Genomic DNA, 22,012 nt, shown 5'->3' with positions numbered 1-22,012 from the left:
GGCGATCAGATGGGGGCGCTGCCGGGCCAGCGCAATTGCCCTCAGGGCCCGGGAATGGGCTCGGGCAGTGCCGGCACGGCGACCGGCTGGCCGGCGTCGTCCAGGGCGATCATCACGAAGTGGCCACGCGTGCAGAGTTTGCGCTCGCCGTTGTGCAGGTCTTCGGCGATCAGCTCCACTTCCACCTTCATCGAGCTGCGGCCCACCTCGACGATGCGGCCGACGGTCTCCACCATCTGTCCGATGCGGATGGGCAACTTGAAGTCGACCTGATCCGAGCGGGCGGTGACCACGGTGCGGCGCGAATAGCGCGCGGCGGCAAGGAAGGCGGCCTTGTCCATCCACGCCAGTGCCTGGCCACCGAACAGGGTGCCCATGTGGTTGGTGTGGTTGGGGAAGACGATCTCGGCCATGCGGACTTCGATGGGCGGGACGGTGTCGGGGGAAGCGGTCATGGGGGCGGCCGGTACATGTGGGGTCGCGCGGATGATACGGCAGGCGCAGTGAGCGGGTGGCGGGTACCGCCAAACAGACAGCCCCGGCCAGGCCGGGGCTGTCTGCTTCACGCACGGCAGCGTGGGATCAGAACGACATGTCGAAGGCGACTTCGCCCTTCACGCCAACCTGGTAGGCCGAGGAACGGCGCTCGAAGAAGTTGGTCAGTTCCTGCACGTCCTGCAGTTCCATGAAGCTCAGCGGGTTGCGCACGTTGTACTTCTTTTCCATGCCCAGGCGGTGGAAGTGGTTGTCGGCGCAGTGCTGCAGGTACTGGCGCATGTCGCGGGTGGAAATGCCCGCCACGCCGCCGGAGAGCACGTCTTCGGCGAACTGCACTTCGCATTCGATGGCTTCGGCGAGCATGTCATACACCTGCTGCTTCATCGCATCGTCGAACAGGTCCGGCTCTTCCTCGCGGATCACGTCCACGCATTCAAAGGCGAACTCCATGTGCGCGCTTTCGTCGCGGAACACCCAGTTGGTACCCGAGGCCAGGCCGTTGAGCAGGCCACGCGAACGGAAGTAGTACACGTAGGCGAATGCAGCAAAGAAGAACAGGCCTTCGATGCACGCCGCGAAGCAGATCTGGTTGAGCAGGAACTGGCGGCGCTCGTCACGGGTCTCGATGCGCTTGAGGTTCTGGATCGAGTCGATCCACTTGAAGCAGAAGTCGGCCTTCTTCTTGATCGAGTCGATGTTCTCCACGGCGTCGAACGCCTTGGCGCGTTCGTCCGGATCGGGCAGATAGTTGTCGAGCAGGGTCAGGTAGAACTGCACGTGCAGCGCTTCTTCGTACAGCTGGCGCGACAGGTACATGCGCGCTTCGGGCGCATTCAGGTGCTGATACAGGTTCAGCACCAGGTTGTTGGACACGATCGAATCGCCGGTGGCGAAGAACGCGACCAGGCGGTGGATCAGGTGGCGCTCGCCCGGCGACATCTTGCCATGCAGGTCGCTGATGTCGATCTGGAAGTTGATCTCTTCCACGGTCCAGGTGTTCTTGATCGCGTTGCGATACATGTCATAGAACTGCGGGTAGCGCATCGGGCGCAGAGTCAGTTCAAAACCGGGATCGAGCAGCATTTGACGGGGCTTGTCGGCCATGAGGGCAGTCCTTGTTTCGGTTGGCGGCGTCCCGGGGGACGCGTCGAAAGACCCGCGCGTGTGCGCGGCGGGCTTCCGGCACGGCAGGCGCCGGAGCGCCTGCGGTGACAGCGGTGTTGGTGGTGTCGATCAGGTTCCGTACCGACCAGCAGCCGGTACCGAGCCGTTGGAATGCCGGCCCTGCTGGGCCGGCACGCCCTTCTTACTGGCACGCCTCGCAGGCTTCCGGGTTCTCCAGCGAGCAGGCCACGGCGTCCACCGGGGTGTAGCTGCTGACAGTGGTCTTGGCGATCTTGGTGGCCGGACGCGAACGCAGGTAGTACGTGGTCTTGATGCCCTGCTTCCAGGCGTACATGTACATGGAGGACATCGCGCCGATGTTCGGGCTTTCCATGAACAGGTTGAGCGAGGCGGACTGGTCGATGAACGCGCCACGGTCGGCGGCCATGTCGATCAGCGAGCGCATCGGCAGTTCCCAGGCGGTGCGGTAGACGTGGCGCAGGGTTTCCGGAATCTGGGCGATGCCCTGGATGGAACCTTCGGCCAGCTTGATCGCATCGCGCATTTCCGGCGTCCAGTGACCCAGCTTCTTCAGCTCGTTGACCAGGTAACGGTTGACCTGCAGGAAGTCGCCGGACAGGGTCTCGCGCTTGAACAGGTTGGACACCTGCGGTTCCACGCACTCGTAGCAGCCGGCGATCGAGGCGATGGTCGCGGTCGGGGCGATGGCGATCATCAGCGAGTTGCGCAGGCCATGTTCCTTGATGCGCTCGCGCAGGGCATCCCAGCGCGCGCTGTCTTCGGGCACCACGTTCCAGGCGTCGAACTGCAGTTCGCCGCTGGCCGCACGGGTGTCGGCGAAGGACGGGTGCTTGCCGCGTTCCTGGGCCAGTTCGACCGAGGTTTCCAGTGCGTGGAAGTAGATCGTTTCGGCGATCTTCTTCGACAGCGCGCGGGCTTCGGCACTGTCAAAGGCCAGGCGCTTGCGGAAGAACACGTCCTGCAGGCCCATGCAGCCCAGGCCGACCGGACGCCAGCGCAGGTTGCCGCGGCGTGCCGATTCGATCGGATAGAAGTTCAGATCGATCACGCGGTCGAGCTGACGCACGGCCAGGCGCACGGTGTCGGCCAGCTTCTCGTAGTCGAACTCGCCGTGGGCATCGAAATGGTTGCCCAGGTTGATCGAGCCCAGGTTGCACACCGCGGTTTCTTCGGCCGAGGTGACTTCCAGGATTTCGGTGCACAGGTTGGACAGGTGGATCACGTTGCCCGGACGCAGGGTCTGGTTGCTGGCGCGGTTGCACTTGTCCTTGAAGGTCATCCAGCCGTTGCCGGTCTCGGCCAGGGTACGCATCATCCGCGAGTACAGCTTGCGCGCGGAAATGGTGCGGTTGGCCTTGCCCTGGGCTTCGGCCTGCAGGTAGGCCTGCTCGAAGGCTTCACCGAACAGGTCGGTGAACTCGGGCACCACGCGCGGATCGAACAGCGACCATTCCTGGTCGGCCTCGACGCGCTTCATGAACAGGTCCGGGATCCAGTTGGCCAGATTCAGGTTGTGCGCACGGCGCGATTCGTCGCCGGTGTTGTCGCGCAGCTCGAGGAAGTCCTCGATGTCGGCGTGCCAGGTTTCCAGGTACACGCAGGCCGCGCCCTTGCGCTTGCCGCCCTGGTTCACCGCAGCGACCGACGAATCCATCGTCTTGAGCCACGGCACGATGCCGTTGGAGTGGCCGTTGGTCGACTTGATCAGCGAACCGCGCGAACGCACGCGGGTGTAGCTGACGCCGATGCCGCCGGAGAACTTGGACAGCTGGGCGATGTCGCCGTACTTGGAGTAGATCGACTCCAGCGAATCCTTCGGCGAATCCAGCAGGAAGCACGAGGAGAGCTGCTCGTGGGTGGTGCCGGAGTTGAACAGGGTCGGGCTGGACGGCAGGTAGTCCAGGTTGCCCATGCGGCGGTACAGCGCCAGGGCTTCCGGCACGTCCTCGCTCAGTGCACTGGCGATGCGCAGGAAGAACTGCTGCGGGGTCTCGATCACCTTGCGGGTGTGCGGATGGCGCAGCAGGTAGCGGTCGTAGAGGGTACGCAGACCGAAGTAATCGAAGTTCAGGTCCAGCGAGATGTCGATCGCATCGTTGAGCTTGCGCGCATTGGTCTGCACGAAGTTCAGCAGGCGGTCGTTGATCAGACCCACTTCATGGCCACGGCCGACCGACTGGGAGAACGCGTAGATCTCCTGGCCGGACACTTCCTTGGCGATGAAATTGGCCAGCAGGCGCGCCGCCAGGCGACCGTATTCGGGTTCTTCACCGATCAGCAGCGCCGAGGTGCGGATGGACAGCTCGTCCAGCTCCTGGGTGGTGGCACCGTTGTACAGCCCCGAGATGGTGCGGGTGGCCACGCGCATCGGGTCGACAGCGTGCAGACCTTCGGCGGAACGCTGCACCGCACGCACGATCTTGTTCAGGTCCACCAGTTCGGTAGTGCCGTTGCGCTTGGTGACGCTCATGGCGTTGGCCGTGGGCGGCGAGGTCAGCAGGAACTGACTGTCCTGTTCGGTGGCTGCGCTGGTTTCGGTGCTCACGGCGGTTTCCTCTTGGCGTGATGTTGGGTGGCACAGGGACGCCTGCCGGGCAGGCGCCGGACCAGTGCGCTCGGTATCCGAGGGTGGAACAGCGGTGTCGCACGGGCCGCGACCACGCAGTCAGCCTGCGGGCGGTTCCCCTGCGTCACCGGTCATCTCCCCCCGGAGATGTGGCGCGACCGGTACCGCACGCTGTACTTCGTGCGGTTGTCGGCAGGTCCACGATGACGGCTGCGTTGCCGGCCACCGCTGAGGGCGGTACCGGCTGCGTGCTGGCTCGATCACCGCGCTTCCCTTTTGATCCGGCGACTTGGGGTCGCTGGAACCGACGGCCACAAGATAGTGGGGGTAATAGGGATCGTCAACGCCAAATGTAGTGAAAGTTGGCAATCCCTTACAGCGCAAGGTTCCGCTCCCGAACGCCGCTCCGGCGCCCCCGAGACCTGTCGAAACCGAGTGCGCAGTCAAGGCCGGAACAGTCATCCCGGACGCGACGCAGGGGCGCGGAAAACAGAACGACGGGCTCACGCGGACGTAACAAACCGGGGTTCGGGGGCCGGTCGCGGATGACTTCCGACCCGCGCCCGGTCGGTCCAACGGTGCCACGCTGGCCCCTCCCCCTCGGAGACTCACGCATGAGACTGGCCCTGACTGGATGTCTGCTGATGGCCCTGGGGGCGCCCGCCGCCGCCCACGCCGACGAACCCGGCAACGCGCCGGCCCTGTCCTCGCGGGAATGCGGGGTGAGCACGCCTTACGACGTGCTGGTGGACAGCGGCGGGATCTGGCTGCGCAACCGCGACCAGGTGCCGGCGGAGATCTTCTTCCACGACGGGGAGCTCAACATCGACCGCCAGCCGATCCCGGTCAACGCCGCCGACGCCCAGCGGCTGCGCCAGCTCGAATGGGGCACCCGGCAGCTGGTCCCGGCGGTGGCCGGGGTGGCCGGCGAGGCGGTGGACATCGCCTTCGATGCGTTCGGCGCCACGGTGGAGATCATGAGCGGGAGCCGCAGCAAGGCCCGCCAGGTGGCCCGCCTGCGCCAGGACGCCCACGACCACGTGGATCGCACCCTCGGCCGTGGCATCTGGGAGCAGGAGGCGTTCGGCGCGGGCTTCGAGCAGCGCGTGGAGCAGGCGGCCGAGTCGATGGCCGGGTCGCTGGCGCGCGGGATCATGTGGACGATGTTCACCGGCGGTGCCGGCCGCATGGAGGCCCGCGCGGCCAGAATGGAAGGCGAGCTGGAACGCAGCATGGAGATCCGCGCCAGGGCGCTGGAGGGCCACGCCCGTTCGCTGTGCACCCAGGTGCTGGCGCTGGACGATATCCAGCGCGCGCTGGAGGTGCGCTACCAGGGCAAGCCGCTGGCGATGATGGTGATGGACCGCGACCAGGACAATGCCCCGGAGGTGGCGCGGGAGCAGCCGCGCGGCGATGCGGTGGCCCTGCCCCGTCCCTGACGGCAGCGTGCCGCCCCGCCCGGCGGGGCGGGGCCGGTGACTAGGCGCGGTGCGCGGTGCCGAGGTACTCGGCGCTCTGCATCTCGATCAGCCGCGAGGCGGTGCGCTCGAACGCGCCCTGCAGGCGCACGCCCGAATACAGCGCCACCGGGGAATCGCTGGCGGTGCAGACCAGATTGACGTGGCGGTCGTACAGCTCGTCGATCAGATTGACGAAGCGGCGCGCGGCATCCTCGTTCAACGTGTCGAAGTGCGGGATGTCGCCCAGCAGCACGGTGTTGAACTCATGCGCGATCTCGATGTAGTCCGACGGCCCGCGCGGGCCTTCGCACAGCGCCGTGAAGTCGAACCAGACGATGCTCTTGCCACGCCCGCGCACCGGGATCTTGCGCGCTTCGATCTCGATGTTGCCCGGCTTGGCGGCCGTACCGCCGCTGAGCTCGGCCCAGCGGCCGGCCAGCCATGCATCGCTGCCGGCGTCGCGCGGGGACCGGTAGACCGGCGAGCGGGTCAGCGCGCGCATGCGGTAATCCTCGGTGCCTTCGGCGTACAGCTCCACGCAGTAGGTCTGCAGCAGCCCGATGGCCGGCATGAAGCTGTCGCGCTGCAGGCCGTTGAGATACAGGTTCTCCACCGCCGTGTTGGAGGTGGTCACCAAGGTCACGCCCTCGGCGAACAGGCGTTCGAGCAGGCGCGCCAGCAGCATCGCATCGCCGATGTCGGTGACGAAGAACTCGTCCAGCACCAGCACGCGCAGCCTGCTGCGCCATTCCTGGGCGATCTTCGCCAGCGGGTCGCTCTGGCCCTGGTGCTCACGCAGGCGCTCGTGGATGCCGCGCATGAAGCGGTGGAAATGGGTGCGGTACTTCTGTTCGATCGGCAGGCCGTCGTAGAACAGGTCCACCAGGAAGGTCTTGCCCCGCCCCACGCCGCCCCAGAAGTACAGCCCCTTGACCGGCTCGGGCCTCTTCCAGAACGCCGACAGCCGGTCCAGCCAGCCGTCCTGCGCGCTGTCCACCAGGGCGATGTGGATGCGGTCCAGCTCAACCAGGGCCGCATGCTGGGCCGGGTCGTCCTGCCATTCGCCGCGCGCCACGCCGTCGGCGTAGCGCTGGGTCGGGGTCATCGCGGTATCGCTCATGCCGTAACGGCGTCCGCGTTGGGCAGCCAGTGCTTGACGCCGTGGGTGATGGCCCCGCGCAGGTCGATCAGCTTGCGGTGGAAGAAGTGGCTGGTGTCGGGCATGCGTACCAGCTCATGCGGGGCACCGATGCCCTCCAGCCAGGTGTAGACGGCCTGCGGGTCGACGATCTCGTCTTCGTCGCCCTGGATCACCAGCCACTGCGACGGCGGCTGCACGCCCTCGAAATCCCAGCGGCCGGCGGGCGGGGCGATGGACACCAGCGCGGCCGGCTGCAGGTCGCCCGCCGCACGCAGCGACACAAACGCACCGAAGCTGAAACCGGCCAGCCACAGCGTGGCCTGCGGCTGCTGCGCACGCACCCAGGCCGCGACGGCCTTGAGATCGTCCTGCTCGCCGTTGCCGTGGTCGAACTCGCCGGCCGACTGGCCGACGCTGCGGAAATTGAAGCGCACCGTGGCGATGCCGAGATCGCGCAGCGCGCGTGCGGCCATCGTGACCACTTTGTTGTGCATGCTGCCACCCTCGGTGGACAGCGGGTGGCAGACGATCGCCACCACGGGCTGCACCACGACATCGGCGTCCGGCAGATCGACCACGACATCCAGCGGACCGACCGGGCCGTCCAGCGTCAGCGCAGCGCTTTCTTGGGGAAATGGGGGATTGTGCATGGCGTCATAATAGCGTCCCTCCGCGCGCTTCACCGCCGCTTCCACCGGGTCCGTCATGCACCATCTGGTTTTCAGCGTCCTCTGCAGCGTGCTGGTCTCGGTTCTGCTGAAGCTGGCACCGCGCCGGCAGCTGGACATGCCGCAGGTGGTGACGTGGAACTATCTGGTCGCCAGCGTGCTCAGCCTGCTGCTGTTGAATCCGTCACTGGCGTCGCTGCGCTCCACGCATGCGCCGTGGCTGGCGCTGCTCGGGTTGGCGGTGACTCTGCCGGCGATCTTCCTGGTGATGGCCCGTGCGGTCACCCGTGCCGGCATCGTGCGCAGCGACGTGGCCCAGCGCCTGTCGCTGCTGTTGTCCCTGCTGGCGGCCTTCCTGGTGTTCGGGGAAACGGCCAACGGCTGGAAGCTGGCCGGGCTGGCGCTGGGTCTGCTGGCGATTCTGGGCATCAGTGTGCGCCCGCGCGCCTTGGCCACCGAGGCCGGCGGCGGGCGCGCGTGGCCGTGGCTGCTCGGGGTGTGGGTGGGCTACGCGCTGGTGGATATCCTGCTCAAGCAGGTGGCACTGTCGGGGACACCGTCGATGGCCGCGCTGACCGTCTGCTTCGGGCTGGCCTTCGTGCTGATGCTGGGACTGCAGCTGTGGCGGCACGCCAGCGGGGCCGCGCCGCTGCACTGGCGCAACGTGGGCGCAGGCGCGCTGCTGGGCCTGCTCAACTTCGGCAACATCCTGTTCTACGTCCGCGCCCACCAGCACCTGCCGGACAGTCCGGCGGTGGTGTTTGCCGGGATGAACATCGGCGTGGTGGTGCTGGGCGCGCTGGTTGGCATCCTGGCGTTCGGCGAACGCACCAGCGTCTGGAACCGCATCGGCCTGGGGCTGGCGGTGGTGGCGATCGGGCTGATCGCCTGGGGGACCTGGTCGGTGTGAGGCAGGGTGCGGATTACCGGTCGAAACCGAGCAGCAGCGGGTCGTGGTCGGAGCTGCGCCACGGGCCGGATGCGTTGCGGTCGCGGTAACCGACGTCATCGGCTTCATCGGCGTTGATGTGCCATTCGGCGGCGCCGCGCAGGCGCTTGACCATGCCTGGGCTCAACAGCGCGTGGTCCAGCCGGCCGCTCATGCCGTTGTAGACGTAGCTGTAGGGGTGAGCGACCTTCGCCTCGGCGAAGGCGTCGTGCCAGCCGGCGGCGTGCAGGGTGCGGATCGGGTCTTCCATCGCATAGGCATTGAAGTCGCCCAGCAGTACCGCATCGGCGGTGCCGGCACCGGTCGGGTCGGTGCGCAGCCACTGGTCCAGACGCCGCGCGGAGTCCACGCGGGTGGCGTTCCAGCAGGCCTGGTCGTCCTTCTGGTCGGCATCGGCGCCGCTGGCTTCCGAGCAGCCCTTGGACTTGAAGTGGTTGGCCACGACCACGAACGGCGCGCCCTTGCCGGCGCGGAAGGCCTGCGCCATCGGCACCCGGCTGTGCGGTCCGAACGGGCCCTGCTCGAGCGTGGCCGGCCCACCGATCGGGGTGACCCGCGAAGCGCGGTAGATGATGCCGACCCGGATCGGGTTCTCGCCCGGGCCCTGCTTTGCATCGATGAAGCGCCAGTCGGCGCCGGCGCCACGATCGGCATTGAGGGCGTCGACCAGCTGGGCAATCGCCGACTGCGGGCCGTAACCGTCGTTCTCCAGCTCCATCAGCGCGGCCACGTCGGCGCCGAGCGCGTTGATGGTGGCGACCAGCTTGGTCTTCTGCGCCTGGTGTTCGGCCAGGGTGCGGGCGCCGCGCAGGGTCGGATAGCCGCCGCCCTGCCCGTCGCCGTTGAAGAAGTTCTCCAGATTGAACGCGGCAATGTGCAGCCTGCCGGCGACCACCGGGGCCGCCGGGCGTTCCAGCGCCGGCAGTGTCAGCGGGCGGGTGACCTGCAGGCGCGGGGTGCCCTTGTCGTCCACCCGCACGATGCCTTCCACATTGCGCAGGATCATGCCGGTGCGCAGGGTGGCGCCGGCCGGCAGGTAGCCCACCGGGCCCGGGTCGCGCGCACTGCTGCCGTCATCCAGCAGCAGGCGGCGGTGGCGGTTGTCGGCCACCACCTTGTCGTGGGCCGCGCTGCGCGGGGCGGCCACTTCGCTGGGCTGCCACAGGCGGCCGCCGAAAGCCACAGTGAGTTCGCCGAAACGCGCCAGTCCGTCGGTGCCGGCCAGGGTAAGCGGGGCGGCGATACGCACCTGCTGGCCGTCCAGCGCCTGCCAGTCGGCGGGCGCGGCGGTCAGGGTGACAGTGGCACGGGCGGCGGGGGCCGGCGACGCCGGCTGGACCTGCGGCTGGGCCTGGGCGAACGCGCACGCCGGCAGCGCCAGCGACAGGGCAAGGGCGAGGGAACGACGGCGCATCGACAGGCTTCTCCACAAAAGTGGTGCACAGACTACCGCCGAAATGTGACCCGTCCAGCGCTGTGCGGCGTATCGCCGGCTCCGGCAAAGCATCCGGGGCGGGGGAGCCTGGTTGCCGGCCGGCGGCCGGCACTACTTCAGGTTGGCGAGCATCCAGTCGACCGTGGCGTGGATCTGCTCTTCAGTCAGAGCCGGGTTGCCGCCCTTGGGCGGCATGATGCCGCCATCCGGACCGGTGTAGCCCTCCACGGCGTGCTTGTAGAGGGTGTCCTTGCCCTGAGCGATGCGCGCATCCCAATGGCTGTGGTCCAGGGTGGGGGCATTGCCCACGCCGTTGGTGTGGCAGGCCGTGCAGAGGTTGTCGAAGATCACCTTGCCGTCGGTGGTGCCGCCATAGGCGACCTGCGAGGCCGCCTTGGCCAGGGCGGCGGCTTTGGCCGCTGCCTGGGCGGCCGCACCGGTGCTGCCGGCATAGACGGCGCCGGCCGGGGCGATGCGCTGTTCGGTGCGCTTCACCGCCTGCGGCGAGATTTCAGGGGGAATGCTGGTGTGCAGATACGCTGCAAAGAGAATCAGGCCGAGCGTGATGGCCATCAGCAGCGCGATGACCATGGAGAAGCGTTTCAGGAACTCGAGGTCGTAATTCCGCACTCTCTATACCCCTGGCTGGTAGTCGTTGGACCACGGCTTGTCGGCCGAGTATGACCAGCGTCGGCGGCGCTCTGCAAGCCGCCCCCGGGTGTCGCATTGCAGCATCGGCGCGGCTCAGGCGCCGGCGGCGCGCAGGCAGAAACCGCAGATCGACGCGACCAGCGCGTTCTCGTCGCCGTGGGCATCGCGGCTGGGCGCGGTCGGCCCGACCAGCGCTTCGGTGAACGCCCCGACGATGCAGGCCGCGGCGACGGCGGTGTCCTGCGCGGGAAAGCTGCCGTCCTCGATGCCATCGGCAATGATGCGGCGGAACACGTCGCCGAACAGCCGGCGGCAGCGGATGCGTTCGGCTTCCACCTCCGGGTCTACCGGCTCGGCGATGAAGGCGTAGGCCAGACCGGGGCCGGCCAGCGCGCGGCGGACAAACGCGGTGATGGCGCGGCGCAGGCGCTCGGGGGCCGGCAACGGTTCGGCGGCGATCGCTTCGAAGATGCGCAGCTCGTGCGCCACTGCCGCCGTGAGCACCTCCACGAACAGCTCGGCCTTGGACGGGAAGTGCCGGTAGATCAGGCCCGTGGAAACGCCGGCCTCGGCCGCCACGGCGGTTACCGGGGCATTGCGGTAGCCGCCGGCCGCCACCAGCGCGCGGGTTGCCAGCAGGATCCGTTCACGGGCCCCGGCGAGGCGTTCTTCCATCAGGGCGGAGCGTTTGTAGGCCATTTGTTGATTCTATGTTCAATTTTTGAATTTGTGTTCACTTCTTGATCGAAGCGGGCTACGCTGCGCCCATACCCAGCCGTCTCGGAGCCGCCCTCATGCACGTCCCCACCATGAACTTCGATCTCGGCGAAGAGATCGACCTGCTGCGCCAGAGCGTGGCCCATTTTGCCTCTGCCGAGGTCGCGCCGCTGGCCGCCAAGGCCGATGAGGAGAACCTGTTCCCCAACGCGCTGTGGCGCAAGTTCGGCGAACAGGGCCTGCTCGGCCTGACCGTGGAGGAAGAATACGGCGGCAGCGGCATGGGCTACCTGGCCCACGGGGTGGCGATGGAAGAGATTTCGCGCGCCTCCGGCGGCATCGGCCTGTCCTACGGCGCGCACTCCAACCTGTGCGTGAACCAGCTGCGCAAGAACGGCACCGAAGAACAGAAGCGACGCTTCCTGCCCGGCCTGTGCAGCGGCGAGAAGGTGGGCGCGCTGGCGATGAGCGAACCGGGCGCGGGCTCGGACGTGGTGTCGATGAAGCTGCGCGCCGACAAGCGCGGCGACCACTACGTGCTCAACGGCAACAAGATGTGGATCACCAACGGCCCCGACGCCGACGTTCTGGTGGTCTATGCCAAGACCGATCTGGCCGCCGGTGCCAAGGGCATCACCGCGTTCCTGGTCGAAAAGGGCATGAAGGGCTTCTCCACCGCGCAGAAGCTGGACAAGCTCGGCATGCGCGGTTCCAACACCTGTGAACTGGTGTTCGAGGACTGCGAAGTGCCCGAGGCCAATGTGCTGGGGGCGGTCGGCGGTGGCGTCAAGGTGCTGATGTCCGGCCTGGACTTCGAGCGCGTGGTGCTCTCCGGTGGGCCGCTGGGCCTGATGGCCGCTGCGATGGACGTGGTGATGCCGTACGTGCACGAGCGCAAGCAGTTCGGCGAGGCGATCGGCACCTTCCAGCTGATCCAGGCCAAACTGGCCGACATGTATGTGGGCCTCAACGCCTGCCGTGCCTATGTGTACGCGGTGGCGCGCGCCTGCGACCAGGGCCGCACCACGCGCCAGGACGCGGCCGGTGCGATCCTGTACTCGGCCGAGAAAGCCACCTGGCTCACCGGCCAGGCAATCCAGATCCTCGGCGGCAACGGCTACATCAACGAGTACCCGACCGGCCGCCTGTGGCGCGATGCCAAGCTGTACGAAATCGGCGCCGGCACCTCGGAGATCCGCCGCATGCTGATCGGCCGCGAACTGTTCCAGCGCACGCTGTAAGGAAAGACACGCCATGACGGTACTGAGCACCCAGCTGCAACCGGGCAGCGAGACCTTTGAAGCCAACCGCGCTGCGTTGCAGGCGGTGGTGGACGACCTGCGTGCCACGCTGGCGCAGACGGCGCTGGGCGGCAGCGAAGCGGCGCGGCAGAAGCACACCGCGCGCGGCAAGCTGCTGGTGCGCGACCGCATTGATGCGCTGCTCGATCCGGGCAGCGCGTTCCTGGAGATCGCGCCGCTGGCCGCGCACGGCATGTATGGCGACCCGATCCCGAGCGCGGGCGTGGTCGCCGGCATCGGCCGCGTGTCCGGCGTGGAGTGCGTGATCGTGGCCAACGATGCCACCGTCAAGGGCGGCACGTACTACCCGATGACGGTCAAGAAGCACCTGCGCGCGCAGGAAGTGGCCGAGCAGAACCGCCTGCCGTGCATCTACCTGGTCGATTCCGGCGGCGCCTTCCTGCCGCTGCAGGACGAGGTGTTCCCGGACCGCGATCATTTCGGCCGCATCTTCTACAACCAGGCCAACCTCTCGGCGCAGGGCATTCCGCAGATCGCCTGCGTGATGGGGTCGTGCACCGCCGGTGGCGCCTACGTGCCGGCGATGAGCGATGAAACGGTGATCGTGCGCGAGCAGGGCACCATCTTCCTCGGCGGCCCCCCGCTGGTGAAGGCGGCGACCGGTGAAGTGGTGACGGCCGAAGAACTCGGTGGCGCAGACGTGCACACGCGCATCTCCGGGGTGGCCGACCACATGGCCGACAACGACCTGCAGGCGCTGGCCCGGGTCCGCGCGATCATCGCCCAGCTCAACTGGCGCAAACCCGAGCCGGCGCTGGCGATACAGGTGCCGGTGGAACCTCGGCATCCGGCCCACGAGCTGTACGGCGTCATCCCGGCCGACACCCGCAAGCCGTACGATGTGCGCGAAGTGATCATGCGCATCGTCGACGATTCGCGCTTCGATGAATTCAAGCCACGCTATGGCACCACGCTGGTCACCGGCTTCGCGCACCTGCACGGCTACCCGGTGGGCATCATCGCCAACAACGGCATCCTGTTCTCCGAGTCCGCGCTGAAGGGCGCGCACTTCATCGAGCTGTGCACCCAGCGCGGCATACCGCTGGTGTTCCTGCAGAACATCACCGGCTTCATGGTCGGCCGCAAGTACGAACACGGCGGCATCGCCAAGGACGGGGCCAAGCTGGTGATGGCCGTGGCCTGCGCCAAGGTGCCCAAGTTCACCGTGGTGATCGGCGGCTCGTTCGGCGCCGGCAACTATGGCATGTGCGGGCGCGCCTACTCGCCCAACTTCCTGTGGATGTGGCCGAACGCGCGCATCGGCGTGATGGGCGGCGAACAGGCCGCCAGCGTGCTGGCCACGGTCAAACGCGATGGCATCGAGGCCAAGGGCGGGCAGTGGTCGGCGGACGAGGAAGACCGTTTCAAGTCGCCTGTCCGCGAGCAGTTCGAGCAGCAGGGGCACCCCTACTACGCCAGCGCACGGTTGTGGGACGACGGCGTGATCGATCCGGCCGACACCCGGCGCGTGCTGGGCCTGGCACTGTCGGCCAGCCTCAACGCCCCGGCGCGGAAGACCGATTTCGGCGTGTTCCGCATGTAATGCACGGGCGGTGCCGCAGGGCGCCGCCGCCACTGGCCCGCGCAACGAGACCACCATGTTCACCAAGATCCTGATCGCCAACCGAGGCGAAATCGCCTGCCGCGTCATCGCCACCTGCCAGCGCCTGGGCATCGCCACCGTGGCGGTGTATTCCGACGCTGACCGCAACGCGCGCCATGTGCGCATGGCCGACGAGGCCATCGCGATCGGCCCGGCGCCGGCGCGTGAGAGCTACCTGCGCGGCGATGCCATCCTCGACGCCGCACGCCGCACCGGCGCGCAGGCAATCCATCCCGGTTATGGCTTCCTGTCCGAGAACGCCGACTTCGCCCAGGCCTGCGCCGAGGCCGGCATCGTGTTCATCGGCCCCTCCGCCGAGGCGATCCGCGCGATGGGCGACAAGAGCGCGGCCAAAGCGTTGATGCAGCAGGCCGGCGTGCCGCTCACCCCGGGCTACCACGGCGATGACCAGGCGCCGGAGTTCCTGCGCGGGCAGGCCGACGGCATCAGCTACCCGGTGCTGATCAAGGCCAGTGCCGGCGGCGGCGGCAAGGGCATGCGCCGCGTCGACAACAGCGCCGCCTTCGTTGAATCGCTGGCCAGCTGCCAGCGCGAGGCGCAGTCGGCGTTCGGCAACGCGCACGTGCTGGTGGAAAAATACGTCGAGCGACCGCGCCACATCGAGATCCAGGTGTTTGGCGACAGCCACGGCAATGTGGTGTACCTGTTCGAGCGCGACTGCTCGGTGCAGCGCCGCCATCAGAAGGTGCTGGAAGAGGCACCCGCGCCGGGCATGACCGCCGAACGGCGCGCCGCGATGGGCCAGGCAGCCGTGGATGCCGCGCGTGCGGTGAACTATGTCGGCGCTGGTACGGTGGAGTTCATCGCCGGTCCCGACGGCGATTTCTACTTCATGGAAATGAACACCCGCCTGCAGGTGGAGCATCCGGTCACCGAGTGCATTACCGGCACCGACCTGGTGGAGTGGCAGCTGCGCGTGGCCAGCGGCGAGCCGCTGCCGATGCGCCAGGACCAACTGCAGATCCGCGGCCATGCGCTGGAGGCACGCCTGTACGCCGAAGATGCCGACCGCGGCTTCCTGCCCTCCACCGGCACGCTGCGCCACCTGCGATTGCCAGCCGGCAGCGCGCACGTGCGCGTGGACGCCGGCGTCGAGCAGGGCGATGCGATCACCCCGTTCTACGACCCGATGATCGCCAAGCTGATCGTGTGGGACGTGGACCGCGATGCCGCGCTGCGTCGCATGCAGCAGGCGCTGGCCGAGTGCGAGGTGGTCGGAGTGACCACCAACGCCGCGTTCCTGCGTCGACTGGTGATGACCGGTTCCTTCGCGCAGGCCAGGCTGGATACCGCGCTGATCGAGCGCGAGCAGGCCGCGCTGGCACCCAACGAAGGCGACAGCGACCCGGCCCTGTGGGCGTTGGCCGGCCTCGCCGCCGTGGCCAGCAGCGAGGCGGCCAGCGTGGACCCGCGCGACCGCCATTCGCCGTGGCAGGCCCAGGATGGCTGGCGCCTTGGCGCACCTGCCGCACGCCGGCTGACGCTGGAACACCGCGGCACCCAGCGTGTGATCGGCGTGACCGGCCAGCACACCGCCTGGTCGGTGCAACTGGACGACGGTGCCGCCCTGCCCGTGCATGGCGGCCTGGAGGCCGGTGGCCTGCGCGTGCAGATCGGCGACCGGCTGCATCGCGCGCGCCTGGTCCGCGACGGCAACGAGCTGTATCTGTTCGGTGGCGACGGCGTGCAGCGCTTCACCGTGCACGACCCGGTCAGCGAGGCGGACCAGGCGGTTGTCGACGCGGGCAGCCTGCTCGCGCCGATGCCCGGCCGCATTGTCGCCACCTCGGTGGCGCCGGGCACGCGGGTCGCGCGTGGCGCGCCGCTGCTGGTGCTCGAAGCAATGAAGATGGAACACACCCTGCAGGCACCGGCCGACGGCGTCGTGCAGGGCTACCGGGTCAAGGCCGGCGACCAGGTCGGCGATGGCGCGGTGCTGGTGGATTTCGAGGCGGATTAGGCCCGACCGCGGGGAACGGCCATCGCGTCCCCGCGCTCAACCCGCGTCCGCGCCAGGCGTCTTCTCCCAGACGCGCTGGCCGGGATCGAATTCGGTCGTGGTCATCTGTGCCGCGCGCCAGCCGACGCCACAGATGGCCATCGGGCCTTCGGCCATCGGGTCGAGTCCGAGCAGGCGCTCGATCTCATGCTCGTTGATGGCCGCGGTAACAAACGCACCCAGCTTCTGCTGGGTCGCGCACAGCAGCAATTGCTGGGAAAGGTGCCCCACATCCAGCGTCACGGCGCGGTAGGCCTTGGCGTGGTTGCGGTACTTCCAGTAGGTACGCGGGTAGCGTGGTGCCAGCACCACCAGCACGTGCGCATCGGCAAACCAGTGCTGCCCGGCCAGCGCCGACAGCGCCACCTCACGCAGGCGGGTGTCATCGCCAGGCAACCGCGTCAGCGCGTGCGAGGCGGGATCGTAGTGATGGATGCCCGTCGCCAGCCCGGCGACGTTCTGCACGAGCAGGTAAGCCTCGGTGGGATGCAATCCACCGGCTGACGGCACGTTCTTCTTGAAGAAAATGCTGTCGGCCTGGAGGTCATAGCGGCCGGTGGCAGCGAAGACACGCTTGAGCAGACGCGCAAGCTCCTGCAGCGGCAACGCGTGGGCGGTATCGAAGTTGCGGCAGGTCGCACGCGACTGCAGCAGCGCGTCGAAGGCGTCTTCCTCCGGATGCGGAAGCAGCGTGGTGACGCCATCCCGTCGCGCCACCGCCGGTGGTGGTGGACCCAGGTTCCCGCGCAGGCCTGCGGCGGTCTGCATGCCGGCTGATTCGAGCGCGGCGGCGCTGTCCTGGCCCTGCCAGCGTCCCATCCAGTGGGCGATCGCGGCCGGTCCCCACCAGTGCATGCCGCGGAGCTGCTCATCGCGCGTGCGCAACGGATGCGCGCGGTCGCGGATGAACACCAGGCCTCCCTCGACCAGGATCCGCAGCACGTCGGCGTCGGCATCGGCAGGGGGCGCGCTCCAGCGTTGCGCGTCAAAGCGTCCCAGCAGCAGCACCGCAGACGCATCCAGCTCCAGCGGCGCATCCAGATGCGGTGCCAGCGCCAGCCATCGAAGGTGCGTATCCACGCCACTGCCGCCAAGCAGCACGCTCTGCAGCGAGAATGACACTTCGCACTGCGGCTCGAGATGCACGATTCCGCAACGCCGCATCGACCTGCCTGCTTCCATTTCCACGCCGTCCTCAGTGCTTCGCGGATCGCATCCGCCCTTCGTTGTCGGCATCCCTGCCGTATTCTTCAGCCCCACCCGCCCACGCGTGGGCATGCCACATTCAAGTCGCCCCTGCTCTGGCCGCTACCGATCGCAGGCTTGCCGGCCTTGCCTGGCGCCCTGCCCCGTCGCCACCACGCTTCTTCTGTCGAGACTGCCCGCATGTCGAGTGAAAAGACCCCCCTGAGCCCCGCCGATGCCATCAAGCTGCTGGACCTGCTGTCTAGCGATGCCGACTTCCGCGCCCGTTTCGCTGCCAGCCCTGCGCAGGCATTGAGCGAGATCGATGCATGCCTGGGCGAAGCGTCGGTGCTGTGCTGTCTCGACGGCACGCTGGCATCGCCTGCGGAGTTCGAGGCGGCTCGCGAGGCATTGCTGGACCACCTCACCCGGGTGACGATGTTCAACAACCCGCACTGCTTCGTCACCGGCGAGGTGGATGCCTCGCTCAAGCGCACGCCCTGACCAGGGATCAGCGAACGGCCGCGACAGCGGGGCAGCCCGCTGCCGGGCAACGCTGCACGGCCAGCCTGGCGTCGTGCACGTTCAGCGCCTGCATGGCGTAGGAGCCGGCGCTTTCGGCATACGCGCGGCCGCGATTGGCAAGCAGCCACTGCCGTTCCCGTTCCGCATCCTGCTCCGCGCCTTCGGCAAGATAGGCCCTGCGCAGCGCGCTGTGGACCTGGTACAGCTCGCTGCCGTCTTCCAGCGCCTTCAACCGCGCCACGGACTGTCCGGTCTTTCCGCGCCGCGCCAGTTCCACTGCATCCACGATGGACACCACCTGCGCCGCCCGGGCATCGCCGAGCTGGCGTGCCAGCGGCAGCAGCGTGGGCAGGTAGTGGGGCGCGACGCGATCCAGGCCGGCGCGTTGTGCGGCGTAGACGGCCACGGCGGCAAAGTACAGGCGCTGGCCGCGGTCATCGGTGTCGCTGCGCCCGGCCTGCCGCAGCAGCGGCTGCACCAGCCGGTGGAACTCGGCTTCGGTGGGAGGCTGCCCGGTCCCGCTGCGCACCGACAGGTCGATGACGCCAAACAGTTCGCACACCTGGACCGAGGTCCCGCAGTCGGCGGCCGCCTGCTGGGCCGAACGGCGTGCCGCATCGGTATTGCCCTGGTCCAGCGCCAGTGACGTGCGCTCCAGCCAGTTGCCCGGATCGTTCTTTTCCAGCTTTCCCAGCAGTCGGGTGGCGGCGGCAACGTCGCCGGACGCCGCCAGCGCGGCGACGCGCTGACGGGTCCCCTGCCCGCCACTGGAGACGGCCGCCTCGTTGAAGGTGCGCAGCGCCTGGCCGAATTTGTTCTGCGCCAGCTGGGTACGGCCAAGCAGGTCCACGGCCAGGCTGCGCAGGGGGTACTGCATGACATCGCCGTGGCGCACCGCCTGCTCGGCCACCGCGTAACGGCCCATGTCCAGCTCGGACAGACCGTAGTTGATGTGCGCGCCGTGATGGTCCGGGTAGAGATCGGCCAGCAGTTTCCACTTCTCTGCGGCTGCGGCCTGGCCCGGCTCGCTCAATTCCAGTTTCCACGCATCCAGGTACAGCGCCTCGCGCGCGGTGAGGCGGTCACGCAGCAGAACGGCCTTGGCCAGCAGCTCGCGCGCCGGGTCGCGCTGCCCGCGGCTGACCTGGATGCGCAACTGGGCCAGATAGGCGAAGGCGAACTCCGGGTCCAGCCGGGTCGCCTGCTCGAAATACGCCAGTGCCTGCGGCATGCGATGTTGACCGTAGGCCGCCAGCCCTTTGGCATAGGCGTTGAGCGCATCCAGATTGGCGGTGGCCACTTCCGGAAGCGGTGCCGAGGTACGGTCGATATCCTGGAGGGCTTCACCCAGACGGCCACGCAGGCTGGCAACCACATGATCGGTGGAGGCCAGCACCGATTCCAGCCCGCGGCCATCGGCATAGTCGGAGTAGACCGTCTCGCCGCTGGCCGGGTCGACCACTTCAACCGAGACGCGCAGCTTGCCGTGCACTTCCAGCACCGACGGCAGAATGATCGCGCGCGCGCCATCCCGTGCGGCCACCTCCAGTGCAAGACGCCGGTCGAGGCGGACATCGGGCGCACGCCGCATCCGGGTCAGCGTGTCGCGCACCTTCATGTCGCTGAGCACGTTGACGAAGCGCGACTGCTCCAGGCTGATCCGGAACGCCTGCTGCAGGCTGTCGTCGAGCAGGACATTGCCGGTGAGGTTGTTGACGTCCCCCACCACGACCCAGTCGCGCTCGGCAAACGCGATCGCCGGCTCCGGCCGCAGCAGCATCCAGCCGCCCACGGCCAGCGCCGCCACCAGCAGTGCTTCAGCAGCCAACGCGGGCGGCTGCCGCCACAGCGGAATGTCGCGGCGCGCCTTGGCGTTGCCGCGCGGCATGCGCAGCGGCGCGAAGCCGATCTCGCCCACCTCGAAGACCTCCTGGGTGGTCGGCACGCCCTTGAAGCGCCAGCGGCCGTGCGACTTCCACAACAGGCGCTCGCCGCGCTCGCCCAGTTCGCCGGTGACGCGATGGGTCAGCGATTCGGCCACCGCCGACAGCAGGATCTGGCCGGGGCGGGCCAGCGTCATCAGGCGCGCGGCCATCGGTTTGGCCAGGCCCTCGACCTCGAGCGACTTGGCCCCGACCTTGATCGCCTCGGGGCTGTTTTCCCAGGTCAGCACTTCGCCAACGTGAAGACCGGAACGGGCACGCAGCACGATGCCGCGTTCCTCGCCGATCTGCTGCAGGCCGCGCTGGTAATCCAGTGCGAAGCCGAGCGCATCGATGGCGCGTTCGAAGAGGAGGAACAGACCGTCGGAGCGGTCGATCTGATGGCCGTTCCACTGCTGCTGCAGGGTCAGCACCAGGCGGTCGTGCTGCTGGAACAACTCGGCCGCGGCGCTGTCGCCGATACGCTCGACCAGGATCAGCGAGTCGCACAGGTCGGTGAACAGCAGAGCCCGCAACTGCGGGGTCTGGGTCGACGTTCCGATGTCGCCATTCATGCCGCTCTCCCGATCAGGGCGTATCGGTCGCTGCACGCGACCAGTGCAACCGGTTGCCGCCCAGGCGCTTGGCCTGGTACAGGGCGCTGTCGGCGCGAGCGTACCACTCGCTCCAGTCGCTGTGGGCGTCCAGCAGGCCCACCCCGATGCTGACCGGGCAGACGTGCGGCATGCCGTGGGCGCGGCCCATCAGGCCGTGCACAGCACTGAGGATGAACTCGGCGGCGTGCTGCAGGACATCGGCGTCGGCCTGCCGCAACAGCAGGCAGAACTCGTCGCCACCCAGCCGGCAGGCCATGTCCTGCTCGGTGGCGACCGAGCGCAGGATGTTGGCCACGCTCTGCAGGACGCGGTCGCCGGCCTGATGGCCGTGTTCGTCATTGACCTGCTTGAAGCTGTCGCAGTCGATCAGCAGCAGGCCCTGCGGCGGGCCGTCGGCGTGGCTGCGGCATTCCTGCAGGTACAGTGCCAGACCGCGACGGTTGTGCAGGCCGGTCAGCTCGTCGGTGCGCACCAGTTCGCGGGTGTGGGTGAGCTGGTGGGTGGTGACATACAGGTTGTCCAGCGCGGTTTCCAGGTCGTGGTTGCGCCGGCGCAGCTGCCGGATCAGAACCTGTTCGTTGCTCACCACGCGCATGATGGTCCGCCGCAGGAAGTACGCCACCAGGCCCGGATCGCGGATGACCAGGCGCTGGAAATCGGCGTGGTCCAGTTCCAGCAGTACGCTGTCCTGCAGCGCGCGGGCGTCGGCGCTGCGCGGGTGGTCGCCGATGAGCAGCCCCAGTTCGCCGAAGAACTCATGCTGGCCCAGCGACTTGACCACCAGGTCTTCGCCGAAATCCAGTTCCACCGCGCCGCTCTCGATCACATACATGGTGTCGCCGGGCTGCCCGCGCAGGAACAGCAGGTCGCCGGCGGTCACCTTGCGCTGGCGGCCGAATTCGGCGAACAATGTGAATTCGTCAGGGCTCAAGACGGCATGGACGATCTCAGCCATCGCTGTCTGCGCGATGCCTGGCTCCTGTTCGCACACAATCGCCGCCGCAACCTTGCCGGTCATCCCGTGCACCCGCTTCCCAGCGTTCCCCCGGTGAGCAGAAGAGGATAGCACCGTTAAAAACTGTGCGCCTCATCCCATTTCGGAACCGGGGACGCCCATTTTTACCCGTCCCCTCCGCCTTCACGTTCAACGCCGTCTACAGGGCGTCCCGGCCAAGGGGCGGGTCCGGAGGGCAGGGTAGACGCATTGGGCAGCCGGAAGACCGATTGCGACAGCACCGGAGGTCTCCCCGGAGTACAACGCATCTGAAATCTCCGACGTCCGCGCGCGCCCTCATCCCCCGGCTGACAAGGCGTCCAGGCGCTTTCACCGGACGCGGCGGTCGGATGGGCCGGGGTTTTCCGATGGCTGTGACCGGGCCGCGTCCCTACGCTGGCGTCCCCCGGTTCACGGAATGTCGACGATATGGATATCTCGCACCGCTCGCTGGCGCCCACCCTTGGCGCTCCCTCCCAGCAGGCGCGCCTGATCCAGCTGCTCGGCCCGGCCTCCGGCCTGGTGGTGGAGCGCTTCGAGGGCCAGGAGGCGGTCTGCGGCAGCACCCGGTTCGAGATTGACTGCCTGTCCAC

General features: G+C 68.0%; 17 protein-coding genes. 6 read left to right on the top strand and 11 right to left on the bottom strand.

Annotated elements, in window-relative coordinates; genetic code table 11:
- Positions 1 to 41 precede the first annotated feature (41 nt).
- The 3 genes from ACPEH8_RS17400 to ACPEH8_RS17390 all read right to left on the bottom strand — a co-directional run bounded on the left by ACPEH8_RS17400 (position 42) and on the right by ACPEH8_RS17390 (position 4,189).
- Positions 42 to 455, bottom strand: a complete 414-nt coding sequence (locus ACPEH8_RS17400; RefSeq protein ID WP_017356697.1) for an acyl-CoA thioesterase — start codon at positions 453 to 455, stop codon at positions 42 to 44.
- A gap of 127 nt (positions 456 to 582) precedes the next feature.
- Positions 583 to 1,602, bottom strand: a complete 1,020-nt coding sequence (locus ACPEH8_RS17395; protein WP_017356696.1) for a ribonucleotide-diphosphate reductase subunit beta — start codon at positions 1,600 to 1,602, stop codon at positions 583 to 585.
- Positions 1,603 to 1,804: 202 nt separating this feature from the next.
- On the bottom strand, positions 1,805 to 4,189 hold the full coding sequence (locus ACPEH8_RS17390) for a ribonucleoside-diphosphate reductase subunit alpha (protein WP_423667655.1): 2,385 nt from the start codon (positions 4,187 to 4,189) through the stop codon (positions 1,805 to 1,807).
- A 635-nt stretch (positions 4,190 to 4,824) separates the two neighbouring features.
- Between ACPEH8_RS17390 and ACPEH8_RS17385 the strand changes: the two genes are divergently transcribed.
- Positions 4,825 to 5,649 (top strand): DUF2884 family protein, encoded by an 825-nt coding sequence (locus ACPEH8_RS17385; protein WP_313161023.1) that lies wholly within the window; start codon positions 4,825 to 4,827, stop codon positions 5,647 to 5,649.
- Positions 5,650 to 5,689: 40 nt separating this feature from the next.
- On the opposite strand, the gene zapE is transcribed toward ACPEH8_RS17385, so the two are convergent.
- Both zapE and ACPEH8_RS17375 read right to left on the bottom strand, forming a co-directional pair.
- On the bottom strand, positions 5,690 to 6,790 hold the full coding sequence (gene zapE, locus ACPEH8_RS17380) for a cell division protein ZapE (protein WP_017356693.1): 1,101 nt from the start codon (positions 6,788 to 6,790) through the stop codon (positions 5,690 to 5,692).
- A complete protein-coding gene (locus tag ACPEH8_RS17375) occupies positions 6,787 to 7,461 on the bottom strand; it encodes an alpha/beta hydrolase (protein ID WP_026070868.1) in 675 nt (224 codons plus the stop codon). Before ACPEH8_RS17375 ends, zapE begins: the two co-directional genes overlap by 4 nt.
- 55 nt (positions 7,462 to 7,516) lie before the next feature.
- Here ACPEH8_RS17375 and ACPEH8_RS17370 point away from each other — a divergent pair, with 55 nt between their 5' ends.
- Positions 7,517 to 8,389, top strand: coding sequence for an EamA family transporter (locus ACPEH8_RS17370; protein ID WP_017356691.1), 873 nt, complete (start codon positions 7,517 to 7,519; stop codon positions 8,387 to 8,389).
- A 13-nt stretch (positions 8,390 to 8,402) separates the two neighbouring features.
- On the opposite strand, the gene ACPEH8_RS17365 is transcribed toward ACPEH8_RS17370, so the two are convergent.
- The 3 genes from ACPEH8_RS17365 to ACPEH8_RS17355 form a co-directional block, all read right to left on the bottom strand.
- Positions 8,403 to 9,842, bottom strand: a complete 1,440-nt coding sequence (locus ACPEH8_RS17365) for an ExeM/NucH family extracellular endonuclease (RefSeq protein ID WP_136006618.1) — start codon at positions 9,840 to 9,842, stop codon at positions 8,403 to 8,405.
- Positions 9,843 to 9,974: 132 nt separating this feature from the next.
- Positions 9,975 to 10,493 carry a c-type cytochrome gene (locus ACPEH8_RS17360; RefSeq protein WP_017356686.1) on the bottom strand — a complete coding sequence of 173 codons (519 nt, stop codon included), beginning with the start codon at positions 10,491 to 10,493 and terminating at the stop codon, positions 9,975 to 9,977.
- A 114-nt stretch (positions 10,494 to 10,607) separates the two neighbouring features.
- Positions 10,608 to 11,213 (bottom strand): TetR/AcrR family transcriptional regulator, encoded by a 606-nt coding sequence (locus ACPEH8_RS17355; protein WP_017356687.1) that lies wholly within the window; start codon positions 11,211 to 11,213, stop codon positions 10,608 to 10,610.
- 95 nt (positions 11,214 to 11,308) lie between these two features.
- On the opposite strand from ACPEH8_RS17355, the gene ACPEH8_RS17350 reads away from it, so the two are divergent.
- The 3 genes from ACPEH8_RS17350 to ACPEH8_RS17340 are packed head-to-tail and all read left to right on the top strand — an operon-like array spanning position 11,309 to position 16,137.
- Complete coding sequence (locus ACPEH8_RS17350) at positions 11,309 to 12,472, top strand: isovaleryl-CoA dehydrogenase (RefSeq protein ID WP_423667652.1); 1,164 nt, start codon at positions 11,309 to 11,311, stop codon at positions 12,470 to 12,472.
- 13 nt (positions 12,473 to 12,485) lie between these two features.
- Positions 12,486 to 14,096 (top strand): carboxyl transferase domain-containing protein, encoded by a 1,611-nt coding sequence (locus tag ACPEH8_RS17345; RefSeq protein ID WP_423667649.1) that lies wholly within the window; start codon positions 12,486 to 12,488, stop codon positions 14,094 to 14,096.
- A gap of 55 nt (positions 14,097 to 14,151) precedes the next feature.
- The gene (locus ACPEH8_RS17340) at positions 14,152 to 16,137 is read left to right on the top strand and encodes an acetyl/propionyl/methylcrotonyl-CoA carboxylase subunit alpha (protein ID WP_423667646.1); all 1,986 of its coding nucleotides are present in this window, start codon (positions 14,152 to 14,154) and stop codon (positions 16,135 to 16,137) included.
- Positions 16,138 to 16,173: 36 nt separating this feature from the next.
- Here the strand turns inward: ACPEH8_RS17340 and ACPEH8_RS17335 are convergent, their stop codons facing one another.
- Entirely contained in the window at positions 16,174 to 17,340 is a 1,167-nt protein-coding gene (locus ACPEH8_RS17335; RefSeq protein WP_153165450.1) for a putative peptide maturation dehydrogenase, read from the bottom strand.
- 222 nt (positions 17,341 to 17,562) lie between these two features.
- Between ACPEH8_RS17335 and ACPEH8_RS17330 the strand changes: the two genes are divergently transcribed.
- On the top strand, positions 17,563 to 17,865 hold the full coding sequence (locus ACPEH8_RS17330) for an NHLP-related RiPP peptide (protein ID WP_017356374.1): 303 nt from the start codon (positions 17,563 to 17,565) through the stop codon (positions 17,863 to 17,865).
- Positions 17,866 to 17,872: 7 nt separating this feature from the next.
- On the opposite strand, the gene ACPEH8_RS17325 is transcribed toward ACPEH8_RS17330, so the two are convergent.
- Both ACPEH8_RS17325 and ACPEH8_RS17320 read right to left on the bottom strand, forming a co-directional pair.
- Complete coding sequence (locus ACPEH8_RS17325; protein WP_017356373.1) at positions 17,873 to 20,383, bottom strand: putative peptide modification system cyclase; 2,511 nt, start codon at positions 20,381 to 20,383, stop codon at positions 17,873 to 17,875.
- Between the two features lie 13 nt (positions 20,384 to 20,396).
- Positions 20,397 to 21,443 carry a GGDEF domain-containing protein gene (locus ACPEH8_RS17320; protein ID WP_017356372.1) on the bottom strand — a complete coding sequence of 349 codons (1,047 nt, stop codon included), beginning with the start codon at positions 21,441 to 21,443 and terminating at the stop codon, positions 20,397 to 20,399.
- Between the last annotated feature and the right edge of the window lie 569 nt (positions 21,444 to 22,012).

Source organism: Stenotrophomonas sp. NPDC077461 (assembly GCF_049545475.1).
In the GTDB taxonomy this organism is placed as follows: domain Bacteria; phylum Pseudomonadota; class Gammaproteobacteria; order Xanthomonadales; family Xanthomonadaceae; genus Stenotrophomonas; species Stenotrophomonas nematodicola.
The sequence above is the reverse complement of the archived record's forward strand: the minus strand, read 5'-3'. Positions and strand labels throughout refer to the sequence as shown.

Excerpts from the sequence above, each read along its gene's own strand:
- zapE (WP_017356693.1), bottom strand. The coding sequence starts at position 6,790 with ATGAGCGATACCGCGATGACCCCGACCCAGCGCTACGCCGACGGCGTG.
- ACPEH8_RS17355 (WP_017356687.1), bottom strand. The coding sequence starts at position 11,213 with ATGGCCTACAAACGCTCCGCCCTGATGGAAGAACGCCTCGCCGGGGCC.
- ACPEH8_RS17340 (WP_423667646.1), top strand. The coding sequence starts at position 14,152 with ATGTTCACCAAGATCCTGATCGCCAACCGAGGCGAAATCGCCTGCCGC.
- ACPEH8_RS17345 (WP_423667649.1), top strand. The coding sequence starts at position 12,486 with ATGACGGTACTGAGCACCCAGCTGCAACCGGGCAGCGAGACCTTTGAA.
- ACPEH8_RS17325 (WP_017356373.1), bottom strand. The coding sequence starts at position 20,383 with ATGAATGGCGACATCGGAACGTCGACCCAGACCCCGCAGTTGCGGGCT.
- ACPEH8_RS17400 (WP_017356697.1), bottom strand. The coding sequence starts at position 455 with ATGACCGCTTCCCCCGACACCGTCCCGCCCATCGAAGTCCGCATGGCC.
- ACPEH8_RS17385 (WP_313161023.1), top strand. The coding sequence starts at position 4,825 with ATGAGACTGGCCCTGACTGGATGTCTGCTGATGGCCCTGGGGGCGCCC.
- ACPEH8_RS17365 (WP_136006618.1), bottom strand. The coding sequence starts at position 9,842 with ATGCGCCGTCGTTCCCTCGCCCTTGCCCTGTCGCTGGCGCTGCCGGCG.
- ACPEH8_RS17370 (WP_017356691.1), top strand. The coding sequence starts at position 7,517 with ATGCACCATCTGGTTTTCAGCGTCCTCTGCAGCGTGCTGGTCTCGGTT.
- ACPEH8_RS17350 (WP_423667652.1), top strand. The coding sequence starts at position 11,309 with ATGCACGTCCCCACCATGAACTTCGATCTCGGCGAAGAGATCGACCTG.
- ACPEH8_RS17320 (WP_017356372.1), bottom strand. The coding sequence starts at position 21,443 with ATGACCGGCAAGGTTGCGGCGGCGATTGTGTGCGAACAGGAGCCAGGC.
- ACPEH8_RS17330 (WP_017356374.1), top strand. The coding sequence starts at position 17,563 with ATGTCGAGTGAAAAGACCCCCCTGAGCCCCGCCGATGCCATCAAGCTG.
- ACPEH8_RS17375 (WP_026070868.1), bottom strand. The coding sequence starts at position 7,461 with ATGCACAATCCCCCATTTCCCCAAGAAAGCGCTGCGCTGACGCTGGAC.
- ACPEH8_RS17395 (WP_017356696.1), bottom strand. The coding sequence starts at position 1,602 with ATGGCCGACAAGCCCCGTCAAATGCTGCTCGATCCCGGTTTTGAACTG.
- ACPEH8_RS17335 (WP_153165450.1), bottom strand. The coding sequence starts at position 17,340 with ATGCGGCGTTGCGGAATCGTGCATCTCGAGCCGCAGTGCGAAGTGTCA.